At 57.5% G+C, this 11,813-nt stretch carries 12 protein-coding genes; 8 read left to right on the top strand and 4 right to left on the bottom strand.

The annotated features are described in order from the left end of the window. Positions 1-229: 229 nt before the first annotated feature. Positions 230-496 (top strand): hypothetical protein, encoded by a 267-nt coding sequence (locus tag AACH41_RS13145; protein ID WP_338655612.1) that lies wholly within the window; start codon positions 230-232, stop codon positions 494-496. A gap of 43 nt (positions 497-539) precedes the next feature. Further along, a complete protein-coding gene (locus AACH41_RS13140) occupies positions 540-1,097 on the top strand; it encodes a YgjP-like metallopeptidase domain-containing protein (RefSeq protein WP_338655610.1) in 558 nt (185 codons plus the stop codon). Here the strand turns inward: AACH41_RS13140 and AACH41_RS13135 are convergent. Both AACH41_RS13135 and AACH41_RS13130 read right to left on the bottom strand, forming a co-directional pair. Further along, positions 1,043-2,191, bottom strand: a complete 1,149-nt coding sequence (locus tag AACH41_RS13135; protein WP_338655608.1) for a DUF1501 domain-containing protein — start codon at positions 2,189-2,191, stop codon at positions 1,043-1,045. The two genes, AACH41_RS13140 and AACH41_RS13135, sit on opposite strands and share 55 nt — an antisense overlap. Positions 2,192-2,193: 2 nt before the next feature. Then, a complete protein-coding gene (locus AACH41_RS13130) occupies positions 2,194-3,579 on the bottom strand; it encodes a DUF1800 domain-containing protein (protein WP_338655606.1) in 1,386 nt (461 codons plus the stop codon). A gap of 226 nt (positions 3,580-3,805) precedes the next feature. On the opposite strand from AACH41_RS13130, the gene AACH41_RS13125 reads away from it, so the two are divergent. From AACH41_RS13125 to AACH41_RS13105, 5 genes are all read left to right on the top strand, one after another. Then, the gene (locus tag AACH41_RS13125) at positions 3,806-5,152 is read left to right on the top strand and encodes an ATP-binding protein (RefSeq protein ID WP_338655604.1); all 1,347 of its coding nucleotides are present in this window, start codon (positions 3,806-3,808) and stop codon (positions 5,150-5,152) included. Next, positions 5,137-6,486 carry a sigma-54 dependent transcriptional regulator gene (locus AACH41_RS13120; RefSeq protein ID WP_338655603.1) on the top strand — a complete coding sequence of 450 codons (1,350 nt, stop codon included), beginning with the start codon at positions 5,137-5,139 and terminating at the stop codon, positions 6,484-6,486. The genes AACH41_RS13125 and AACH41_RS13120 overlap by 16 nt, the downstream gene beginning before the upstream one ends. 157 nt (positions 6,487-6,643) lie before the next feature. Beyond that, on the top strand, positions 6,644-7,462 hold the full coding sequence (locus AACH41_RS13115) for a hypothetical protein (protein WP_338655602.1): 819 nt from the start codon (positions 6,644-6,646) through the stop codon (positions 7,460-7,462). 145 nt (positions 7,463-7,607) lie between these two features. Further along, entirely contained in the window at positions 7,608-7,955 is a 348-nt protein-coding gene (locus AACH41_RS13110; RefSeq protein WP_194748886.1) for a DMT family protein, read from the top strand. Positions 7,956-7,965: 10 nt separating this feature from the next. Further along, a complete protein-coding gene (locus AACH41_RS13105) occupies positions 7,966-9,201 on the top strand; it encodes an MFS transporter (RefSeq protein ID WP_338655600.1) in 1,236 nt (411 codons plus the stop codon). Positions 9,202-9,221: 20 nt separating this feature from the next. Here the strand turns inward: AACH41_RS13105 and AACH41_RS13100 are convergent, their stop codons facing one another. Together AACH41_RS13100 and AACH41_RS13095 are read right to left on the bottom strand one after the other, a co-directional pair. Further along, positions 9,222-9,491 carry a KTSC domain-containing protein gene (locus AACH41_RS13100; protein WP_338655598.1) on the bottom strand — a complete coding sequence of 90 codons (270 nt, stop codon included), beginning with the start codon at positions 9,489-9,491 and terminating at the stop codon, positions 9,222-9,224. Between the two features lie 6 nt (positions 9,492-9,497). Continuing rightward, a complete protein-coding gene (locus AACH41_RS13095) occupies positions 9,498-9,737 on the bottom strand; it encodes a hypothetical protein (RefSeq protein WP_194748884.1) in 240 nt (79 codons plus the stop codon). A gap of 282 nt (positions 9,738-10,019) precedes the next feature. Here AACH41_RS13095 and AACH41_RS13090 point away from each other — a divergent pair, with 282 nt between their 5' ends. Further along, a complete protein-coding gene (locus tag AACH41_RS13090) occupies positions 10,020-11,600 on the top strand; it encodes a Na+/H+ antiporter (RefSeq protein WP_338655596.1) in 1,581 nt (526 codons plus the stop codon). Positions 11,601-11,813 lie beyond the last annotated feature (213 nt).

The raw sequence follows: 11,813 nt of genomic DNA, 5'->3' as shown, positions 1-11,813 counted from the left end.
TACGCGATATCTATATTGTCTTTGCACGTACGCAGTGTTCATGGCATTTTTGATGGATACCGCGCATGCGCGACGGTAGATGAGGCAGAAAATTGGCCGGCCTGTGATGGTTTGATTGGCCTGACGCAGGATGAACTGGTTTAAGCGGCTGTTAACAGGAAGCTTTCCCGTTGTGGCCTGGCGGCAGCTGGCTTAGTCTATGCGGTCATAGGTATGCAAGAGGCCAACAATGAGACTTTTCACTAATGTATGGATATTGGCGACGATCTTGTCTGCAGTGGTCGGGGTGGCCTGCGCGGCAGATGCGGGCGCGACGACGCAAGATGGCCGCCCTTTTGCGAGCCTGAATGCGGAGGCCATCGCGCAGCTGAGTCCTGTCGATCAACAGGCATATGATGCCTGGAAACGGGCGTCAGCACCGCCGGTGACGACATCTACCTATCAGGAGGAAACTGGTCCCAACACCATGGATCTGTCTTCTGATTTTTCGATGTAACTGATTTTTGAATGTTGTGGCCGTTGCCGTTTAAAATGGCGGCATGTCTGCGACCTTGATTCAACAATTTCTGCCGGGGTATCCCTCGCATTTACGTGCGCAAATTGCCCAGTTGCATGCCCAGGGCCAACTGGGCAATTATCTGCAGCAGCGTTATCCCGAGACGCACACGATTCAAAGTGACAAGGCGCTGTATGATTTTTGTAATGCGCTCAAGCAGCGCTATTTGAAAAACGCGCCCTTGCTCGACAAGGTCTATTTCGACAACCGGCTCACCATAGAAAAGCAGACACTGGGGCTCAATGCCGCCATTTCGCGGGTGCAGGGCGGCAAGCTCAAAGCCAAAAAAGAAATCCGGATTTCGGCTTTTTTTAAAACGGCGCCGCTGGCATTTCTCAACATGATCGTGGTACACGAACTGGCACATCTCAAAGAGCGCGAGCATGACAAGGCGTTTTACCAGCTCTGTCTGCATATGGAACCCGACTACATGCAATATGAGTTTGATTGCCGGGTGTATTTGTTATGGGGCGCCCTGCAAAAACATCAGCTGGATGCCGGAAACAGTGTGCGGGCGACCTTGCCTGGCTCCAAGCCATAGTGTGCGCTCACCAATGCCGTGATTGCCTTATCCAGCGCCAGTGTGGGTTGCAAGTCGCGCCCCTGATACAGCTGGCTGTCTTTGAGGCCGGGCCAGTCGGCGATGACTTTGCCGGCTGGCCAGCTTCGATTGCTTGCCGTGATGGCGGGCAGGGCGCCCCCAAACGCTAGCATGGCGGCGCCTGTGCCATGGTCAGTGCCGCCTGTCCCATTGGCGGCGGCGGTGCGGCCAAATTCGGTGGCGACGATGATCAGCGTTTGCTGCCAGTGACTCCCCAGATTGGTTTGCAGGCTAGCGAGCAGGGTATCCAGGTCGGACAGCTGTTTACTCAGGCGGCTGTTTTGGGCGCTATGGGTATCCCAGCCGCCGGTTTCCAGCATGGCAATGCGCGGGCCGTCTGGCCGGCTTAAAAAATCACCAACCATTTTACCCAGCGCTGCTGGCTGCTGGCTGTTTTGTCCTTGCATGCCTTTGTCCGCCATATTCTCGACTTGCATCGCACTTTCCCAGGCGGCATGTAATTGGGCATCCTGCTGGTAAAGCTGGCTGACTCTTAACAGTAAATCATCGGAGGGTTGTGGCAGCTTGGCGCTGGCATAGGCATCGACCTGATAGTTGCCGCGCAAGGCCAGCGGAATGGTGGGGGAGAATGCAATCGCCTCGTTTTGGGCGGGCGGCAGCAGGCCGAGCAAGCGGTTCAACCAGCCATCTTTAAGCTGATAAGCACGCGTCCCCCCACTTTCCAGCACATTCTGCCCGTCAAAATGGGAACGCTCGCGGTAGGCAGAGGCCACCGCATGTACAAACAGTGCATGTTGCTGCTGGTAAAGCGCCTTGGCCGTGACCAGCGACGGGTGTAGCGCAAACAGGCTGTCCAACTTGGTGTCATTGATGTCTTGCACGGCCAAGGCGCCACGCAAGCGCTGGTAATCGGGATCTGCATACGGAATCACGGTGTTCAAACCATCGGCCGCGCCGCGCTGGATGATGAAAATAAAACGTTGTTCGGTCGCTGCTGCCGCAAAACTCAAGCTGGGGAGCCAAAAGGCGGCCAGCCCGGCGCCGCATAATTGCACAAATTGTCTGCGCTGCATGGCTATCTCCTTAAAAATTCAGGGCTGACCAGCAGAAGCGCAAAACCGGTGTGCGCAGATTCGGCGCGACTCACTTGCTGCAAGGTCTCCTGGCTGAGCCTGCCGCGCAGGACGGTATTGGCCAGCACCGCGGGTGGCATGCTCAGCTTGGTCAGCGAAGCCAGCCGCTGCGCATACTCCACCCGGCGCAACAAGGCGTTGGAGGCGAGCCAGCTTTCGGCCACATCGTCATAACCGGCGGGCGAGCCTGGTTTCCAGATCGGTTGTCCCAGCTGGGTCATGACTTGCGAGACGCGGACATGCGAAAGGTCAATGTCCAGCGCCCGTACACTGCTAATCAGCCACTCCCACGGCGTTTTGAACTTGACCGGCGTGGGCACGCGGCACTCAGGCGCTTCCATCAGCACGCGATACAGTGCCGGAAGTTGGCCCCCGGTTTGCAGATATGTGTCGCGTAGCCGGTTAATGAGGGTGGGCGGTGGCTGGTCGCCAGCAAAATGGCAGGCCAGTTTGGTCGCTACATGCGTGGCCGTGGCCGGGGCGGCGGCCAAGTCAGTGAGGATGGCTTCGGCTTGTTGCACGCCCGGTTGCGCGTAGGTTTTGCCGAGTAACTGACGGACATCAGGCTCGTGCACGCGCTCATTAAAGACAAAGCCAGGATAGCGCGCATCGGTCTCGCCTGTGAGCTTGGGGCCGGGCACGGTCCAGCCGGTCAGTGCGCGTGCAAATTCGGTCACGTCCTGTTGGCTATAACCGCTACGCACGCCCAGCGTGTGCAGTTCCAGAATTTCGCGGGCAAGGTTCTCATTGAGGCCGCTTTTCTTGTCCGGCTGGCGGCGCATTTGCCGTTGTACGGCTTCGCTTTGTGGCCCGCGTGATTGCTGCTGGTCTAGGTAGATCAACATGGCCGGATGCTTCTCGACCGCAAACAGCATGTCTTTAAACGTGCCCAGTACAAACGGACGGATGGCTTGCAGTTCAAACAATCCGGCCAGTTGTGTGACCTGCGATTTTTGTGCCGAAATTGCAAAATGGTTGGACCAGAAATGCACCAGTCTTTCCACAAACGGGGTATCGGTCTGCTGCGCCACTTGCGCGCGTACCTGCACTGCCTCGGTATAGTTGTCACGCGCTTCGTTACGCATCTGGCGGCGCAACTGCAGTTTGTCCTCAGGTGATCCGGCCTGATTAATCATGCGCATTTCCTGCATCTCTTGCTCGATGGACGGCAGCGTTTGCTGGTATTGCTGCCACAATGGCGGCAAGGCCTGGTAACGGCCAAATTCGTCCAGCAATGCCTGCGAGACACTATTTGAGGGCGTAGTGGCAGCGGCGCGTGCGCCCAGACCAAAACGTTGATCAATGATCAATGCGTCATCCGTCATCATCGACTCCAGACGTGAGGGGGGACAGAAATACTAACAGCCATGGCCAGACTAACAAAGCTGGATTACAGCGGGCTTACAATCGCACGGGGTCCAGTCTTGCGGTGTGCTTGGTCAGCCGCCAAGGCTTGTCAGCGCCAGCCTGATTGAAGCGCTGTGAGTGATGTGCTACCGTGTGGTTGCCGCTTCAACCCTCTTATTCACACCATCGACTCTACACAGGCTTTTTATGCAGACCCATACCCACAAGGTGCGCCGAGACCTGCTCCTGCTCTGGGCTGTGATTGCGGCCGTCTCGGCCTTGCTGGTCTGGCTGTTGATCGAACTGAGCCGCCAGGGCGCGGCCTCGCAGATTGCCGAGGCCAGGCTGCATGCGGCTGCCAGCTGCCAGGCCATGCAACATGGGGTACACCTTGCGAGGCTGGAGAGTGCTTCAGCGCAGGCAGGCTGGCAGGCGGTGATAGATCTTGCACTACGCGAAGAGCCCGGCAGTGAAGGCGGCTTTTGGCGGCCAGAGCAAGGCGTGTTTGCATATGCCTTTCCTACGTACGATGGCACGGGTGTCAAGCGTGATCCGCCAGTGGCCGAACTTGAAAAAATCACTGCCACCGCCGAACTGGCCAGCCGCAGCCATCAGTTGATTCTGGAGGTGCGACCCGGTTTGCGTGAAGCCATTGTGTTTGCTGCCTGCCCACTGACCCAAGCCACCGACACGTCTGTTGCCTGGGTGATGAAACGCGTGTTGCTGATTCAGGCAGAGGTGCTCAATCATTTGAGCCTGGCGTTGGCGTTGCTGATAGGCCTGGTCGTGATGTCAGGCGCCTGGCTGGCCTGGATGCTGCTGCGCTGGCAGCGCCAGATGGCTGCACTGATGCAACAGCTGGCGCAGTCTGAGCGCATGGCGACGCTGGGCCGGGTTTCTGCCGGGTTGGCACATGAAATCCGTAATCCGCTAGCCACCATGCGCATGAAGGTTGAAAATGCCATGGCCGCGGCCCCTGAGCGCTATCAGCAACGCAGCCAGAGTGCCTTTGAGGCTGTGCTGGCGCAAACCTCGCGCCTCGAAAGCCTGATCTCCAGTTTGCTGGCACTGACGCATCCCTTGCAACTACATAAGCAGGCAGTGGATTTGCGCGCCTGGCTGACCAGCCTGATCAGCTTGCATCAAGAGGCCTTGACTGCGCAGCAGGCACGCTGGAAGTTAACCCTGAGTGATGCCGTGGTGACACGTGCTCAAGCGCAGGCCGTGCTCGACCCGGATAAAATGGCGCAAGTGATGGACAATCTGATCCTGAATGCGCTGGCGCATATCCCTGTGGGAGGCGAGATTGAGTTGGGGCTGGACAGCGTCACTTCGGGGCACCTGCGATTGTGGGTGGCCGACAATGGCAGTGGCGTGCCCGCGCATTTGCGCCCCCAGGTGTTTGAACCTTTTAGTACGGCGCGCAGTGGTGGTACCGGCCTGGGCCTGGCCCTGGCGCGCGAGATTGTCCAGGCGCATGGCGGCGAGCTACGCTTGGCCGATACTGCCGCGGGCGCCCGTTTTGAGATTGAATTGCCATGGCACACCTCCTGATTATTGACGATGACCCCGCCTTTAGAAGCAGCCTGTCTGAAATGCTCTCTGACCTGGGGCACCATGTGCTGGAAGCCAGCCATGTGCAGGCGGGCCTGCACTGCTTGCGGACGGCGCCGGTAGAGCTGGTGATCACCGATCTCAAACTCACCGGGGAAGACGGCTTGTCCTTCTTGCGTCAGGCGCAGGCGATCAAGGCGGTGCCCTGCATCATGCTTACCGCCTACGCCAGTGGCAGCAATACGATTGAGGCCATGCGGCTGGGTGCGTTTGACCATTTGACCAAGCCCGTTTCACGGCAGAAGCTGATGGAAACCTTGCAACGCGCACTGCCCGAGCGCAGCGCTGACCGCGAGTCTCGCCTGGAGGCCGACGCGTCGCTGACCGCAGACAACCCAACGGCGGAACGCTTGATTGGCAACAGTGAATGCATGCGCGAGGTCTTCAAACACATCGGCCTGGCTGCGGCGACCGAGGCAACCGTGCTGATTTTGGGCGAGACCGGCACCGGCAAGGAAGAGGTGGCGCGTGCACTGCACCGTAACAGCTTGCGCGCCCATGGCCCTTTTGTGGCCGTCAACTGCGCCGCCATCCCGGCAGAATTGATGGAAAGCGAACTGTTTGGGCATGTCAAAGGTGCGTTTACCGGTGCGGTGGCTGACCGTAAAGGTTATTTGCGACAAGCGACTGGCGGCACCCTGTTCCTCGACGAAATTGGTGATATGCCGCTGGCGCTGCAAGCCAAGATTTTGCGGGTGCTGGAGGCGCGCGAGTTTAGCCCGGTCGGCGCGCAAACTGTGCTTGCGCTGGATGCGCGCATCATTGCTGCCACCCATAGAGATTTACCTGCCGCCGTCCGCGCCGGGCAGTTTCGTGAAGATTTATGGTACCGGCTGCAGGTGATGCCGATTGCCTTGCCACCACTACGCGCGCGCGGTGAAGACCTGTTGCTGCTGGCACAGCATTTTTTGGCCAGTGAAGCTGCGGGTACTCCCAAGCGTCTGACCGCTGAAGCCGCACAACAGCTGGTGCAACATGACTGGCCGGGGAATATCCGTGAACTCCGCAACACCATCGCGCGCGCGCAGATTTTGAGTCATCATGCCTGGATCGAGGCTGAACATATTTCTTTTACGCCACGTCCTCAAGCGGCAGATGCTTCTGGTCGTGGCGCCGCCACAGGCACGCTGGCCGAGACCCTGCAGCAAGTCGAGCGCGAGATGATAGAGCGCGCATTGCGCGAGAGCGGTGACAACCGCAGTGAAGCGGCGCGTAAACTGGGGTTGTCCCGTCAGCAACTTTACCGCAAGCTCGAAGAACATGGCCTGACATAAGCGCTGACAGCTGTCCGCCCAGCGGACAGTGTTGTGTCACCAAAGCGGACAAGTGTGCCAGGGTTTATTTTTCAAGCAATTGATTTAAAATGATTTTTTATCTGGCATGCCCCTTGCAATAGAGGAGATAACCTCTATCCATGACAAGGAGCATTTCATGTTAACTTCTTCTGTATGTACACGTAGCAGCCATCTTGCACGCGGCAGTCGTCCTCTGCGTGCCGCGCTGCTCGTCACTACCCTAAGTATGACCCTGCAAGCATTTGCCTTGCCGCCCTTAGCTGCGAATCCTTCTCCGCTGACGCCTGCGCCACTTAATCTGGGACCAGGCGCATCGGCACCACTGGCGCCTGCGCCTGCAGGCGCGCTGGATTTACAGGCGACGGCGGCGCTGCCCGCGGTAGCTGAGGCGACTGTCAAATCCATCCTGTTTAATCCGTATGGGGAAGCGGATGGCTTGCGCTTGGCGAATGACGTGATTGTCAAATTCCCCCCGCACCGTTCGCAGGCCTTGCTAGGCGCTGTGCAACCCGGCCAGCATGTGCGTATTCTCGGGCATGCTGAAACGCCAGCCATTATTAAAGCCGATGCCATTATCAATGTGACCACCGGCAATATTGTGGTGGACCAGCCACCAGCCAATAACCTGCCCTTGTTACCCCCACATTTGCGGGCACAGTCATTGCAGCCGCTGCAGGTGGAAGGCAAGGTCGATCTGATCCTGAATGGTCCGCGCGGCGAAGTCGATGGTGTCATCCTGGATAACCAGAGCATTGTTCACTTTCCGCCTGAAAGCCTGAGTATGCCATTGCGCCCAGGGCTGCGTATTGCGGTGGCTGGTCTAGGGACCAAGACGGCCAATGGTGTATCACTGGAGGCGATTCGCATGGGGAGCTCCGCCGCTAGGATGCAGCCACTCTATGCGCCCGCGGCCCCAGCTTGCCAGCCAGCGGCTGCGGTAGCCGGCCAGTGCTAGACCCTGATTTAGCCCAAGCCAACGCTTCATCCGGCGTCGCCTGCGATTTAAGCAAGTTAGGTATTGCTTAAATCGCTTTGGGCAACAGCGGTGCTGCCTAAAGGCCGCCGCCCACGCTGGACTCCCTCTTTTGACAGGATGCATCATGATTGCAAAATTAGCCCCTATTCTATTGTTATTGATCTCCAATGTGTTTATGACAGTGGCCTGGTATGGCCATCTCAAGTTCACCGAAAAGCCGCTGTATGTGGTGATTGTGGTGAGCTGGCTGATTGCCCTGTTTGAATATTGTTTTGCGGTGCCGGCCAACCGGATCGGCCATACCGTGTATTCGGTGGCGGCGCTCAAAACCATGCAAGAAGTCATTTCGCTCAGTGTGTTTGCCGTGTTTTCGGTGTATTCGCTCGGCGAGCATTTCACCTCCAGCCATGTTGTCGGCTTTGCCCTCATTGGTCTGGGCGCCTTTTTTATCTTTAAAGCCCCTGTGGTGTAAGGAGAAAAGCATGCGTCTATTCAAAATGCCTGCAGATTCACGGCAATGGCTGGCGGTGATGAATTTTTTCATGGCCGATGTCCGCGACGGGCTGGGCGCCTTTCTCGGCGTGTATTTGTTGGCACAATCCTGGCAGGCGGATGAGATTGGCTATGTGATGACCATAGGCGGGTTGGCAACCATGGTGGCGGGAATCCCGGCGGGTGCCCTGATGGACCGCACACATGCCAAGCGCTTGTGGCTGTCCGTGTGCGCCATCCTGATGGTGGTCGGTTGCCTGGTGTTGTTGCTGTGGCACTCGTTTGCGGCGATTGCCTTGTCGCAAGCCGCTACCGGTGTGGTCCGTGCCATGATCGGGCCCGCGATTGCCAGTATCAGCCTGGGCCTGGTCGGGTCTAAATATTTGTCCAGGCAGCTTGGTCAGAACGAGGCCTGGAGTCATGCCGGTAGCCTGGTGTCAGTCTCCGTGGCTGGCGTGCTCGGTTATTTCTGGGGCTTGTCTGCCGTCTTTATGCTACTGGCGGTGATGGCGGTGCTGGCGCTGCTGTGCATCCGCCGCATTCGCCCGCAGGAGATTGATTACCATGCGGCGCGCGGTCTGGAGTCACATGCTGCGGTAAGTGATTCTAGCCGTGCCGTATGGAAGGCCTTGCTGCAGTCACGCCCGTTATTGATGCTGGCTTGCATCATGATGCTGTTTCATTTGGCCAATGCTGCCATGCTACCTTTGCTGGGGCAAACCATGGTGTCACAAGGTCTGGTCAACGCCAGCCTGTTTACGGCTTTGACGGTAATGATTGCGCAACTGGTGATGATCCCCATGGCATTGCTAGCCGGGCGTTATGCCGAGCAGTTTAGTTACGAACGGCTGGTCACGCTGGCCTTGCTTGCCTTGCCGGTGCGCGTCGTGATTGCGTCCACCTGGAACTCGCCCTGGGCGGTGGTGCCCGTGCAGTTACTGGATGGCGTCGGCGCGGGGCTGTTAGGGGTGGCTTTGCCAGGACTGGTGGCCAAGATGTTGCAAGGCAGTGGGCATTTCAATGTCGGGCTGGGATTTGTGTTGACCATCCAGGGCCTGGGGGCAGCCTTGAGTCCGGCCATGGCAGGCTGGGTCGCGCAGCGTTATGGCTACGCCATGAGTTTTACCTTACTAACGGGGGTGGCGGTGCTGGCGATATTGTTGTGGTGGCAACAGGCCAGGCAAACGGCTGCTCAATCTGCGGCAGGCTTGCAGGCGGGGGCTTGAATGATTATCTGTACCCGCTGTTACTGGAACAAATCATCCAGCGGGTTGCGGCTCACGGTCGTGGCCAAGGTGACTGGGGTGCTCACCCGTTGGCAACCGTATGCTTCTTCGATATTATCGCGGTAGTAGCTCCACTGGGCGCTGGCGCTTTTGAAGCTGCGCCAGACGCTTTCGCCGACATTGGTATATTCGAGGGTGCTGCCGTCTTCCAGCCTCACGCGCAACGCCCGCTTGCCTGCATCATAGCCAATCGCCCGCAACTTGCCGGCATGGATGTTGATCATGTCCATCAGGGCCTAGCCGCAGCAGCCGGGTTTGCAGCCGCAGGATTTACCCGCAGGCTTGAGGCCTTTTTGTTGCCAGGCTTGCAAAAACGCTTCTTTGCTCATGGGCTGCAGTTGCAAACTTTGTTGCAAGGCGGGATCCACCACTTGCGACTGGTAATGCTGAAAATGCGCCAGATATTTGGCATACGCCCGATCTGCACCGCGCCAGGCCTGCCATTGCCGCCATATCCATTTTTTCAAGCTAAACATGTTTACTCCTTATCCTGTGCCGGACTGCCGTCATCTTACTCCAACTTGACGGTATTCAGTGCGGCCACTTCATCTTTGAAAAGGACACTCTTTGGTTTGAGCCATTGCGGGCATGCAAGTTCAAGCCCGCGTCAAACAGGCGCTTCCCCCGCACACTCACAACAGACAAATCCTGTTAACGCAAGCCTGGCGCAAGCTGCCTGTGTTAGATTAGCGGCACTGGCGCGCCTCAGTGGTGCGGTTTCATCTGTTTACATGAGGGCCTGACCCTCTCGGTCTATCATGAGTAATTCGTTTTATTTCAATTTAATCCTGTTTTTTCTGGTGGCGATTATTGCACTCGAGGTCCTGGCCAACAGGCTGCGCTGGCCGCCTGCGGTAGCACAGCTGGCGGGGGGCGCCCTGATTGCCCTGGTGCCAGAATTACCGGCGTTTGAGATTGATCCTGCCCTGGTCATGGAGGTGTTTTTACCGCCGTTGTTGATGGCGGGTGCCTATTTCACGGTCTGGCATGAGTTCAGGCGGCACCTGGGCGGCATTTTACTGCTGGCGATTGGTGCGGTGCTGTTCACCACGCTGGCGGTCGGGCTGGTCTTGCATAGCTTCAACCCTAGCCTGCCGTGGGCGGCCTGTTTTGCCTTGGGCGCAATTGTGTCGCCGCCGGATGCGATTGCCGCCAAAGCCGTGCTGCAACGCGTGGCCTTGCCACGCAAGCTGCTGGTGTTGCTCGAAGGCGAGAGCTTGCTCAATGACGCCACCGGGCTGGTGCTGTACAAGTTTTCGATTGTCGCCTTGCTGACCGGCGTGTTTTCAATGAGCGGTGCGCTCGAAACTTTTGCCTGGCTCAGTGTTGGGGGCGTATTGTTTGGCGTGGCTATGGGCTATGTGGTGTTTAAAACCCTGCGCTATCTGCATGGCACTGAGCTCATGGTGCTGGCCTCGGCCTTGCCGGGGTGGATTTGTTATGTCGTGGGCGAGCACATCGGTGTCTCAGGCGTAATCGCCACCGTCACTTACGGCATGATGCTGGGCTGGCACCAGCATGAAATCATGTCGGCCACGGCGCGCCGGCGCGGTGCCGCGTTTTGGGAAATCATGATTTTTATCTTTGAGTCGCTGGTGTTTATCTTTATCGGCCTCTCTTTGCGCGGCGTCTGGGAGCGTGTCGCCCATGCCGACAAATCCCTGGAGGCTTATGGACTGGAAGTGTTGCTGGTGCTGGCTGTGGTGATCTTGTCACGCTTTGTCTGGATTTTCATGGTTGATGGGCTGGCCAGACTCATTCGCAAGCCGCATGCGGCGCATGGACACAGCACCTGGGGCGAGTCTTTTGTCAAAAGCTGGGCAGGCATGCGTGGCGTGGTCACGCTGGCGGCAGCACTGGCGGTCCCCGCCCAGGTGCCCGGACGCGACTTGATGCTGATGTGCGCGTTTGCCGTGATCCTGGTGACGGTGGTGGTGCAGGGGACGACGATAGGCCAGGTGATCCGGGCATTTAAACTGAAGGCGAGCAAGCATGAGCATATTTACCTCAATGAGCCACAGGTGTGGGCCCGGATTGAGCAGGCACAGTTTTCAGTGGTTAACAAACTGGCCTATAACGAACATGGCGCATTAATGCACCCGCGGTTGCTGGAACAGTACAGCTACCGGCAAAGCCTGTCAGACAAACATAAACATGAAGACAGTCTGCCCGATGACCTCCGCAAAGCGCATTTTAATGTGGTACTGGCCGCCGTGGCGGCCGGTCGCGAAGAGCTGCTTAGACTGCATCGCTCGGGGCAGATTCATGACGAGTTGCTGCATCTGATGGAACGTGATCTGGACATTCAGGAAATCGCTGCCTTACATAGCCGTGGCTAAGGGCGCCTGTCCACATTTTTTGTGGATAACTTTTATGGTGAGCTGTGGGTGAGTGTCTTAACTATTTGATTTTATGTGTTAAATTAGACCTGATTAAAATCTGCACGTTAAAATTATTTGATGAAAAATCTTGCTCAAGGCGATTTTTTGTGTATTGCCAGCCTCCTGTCGACAGCGTAGCATAGGTCTTGTCTAGTGCTGTGATGAGGAGCA

This window comes from Methylophilus sp. DW102, assembly GCF_037076555.1.
GTDB classification, from domain to species: Bacteria; Pseudomonadota; Gammaproteobacteria; order Burkholderiales; family Methylophilaceae; genus Methylophilus; species Methylophilus glucosoxydans.
Note: the sequence above shows the minus strand (reverse complement) of the source record. Positions and strands in the feature narration are given on the sequence as shown.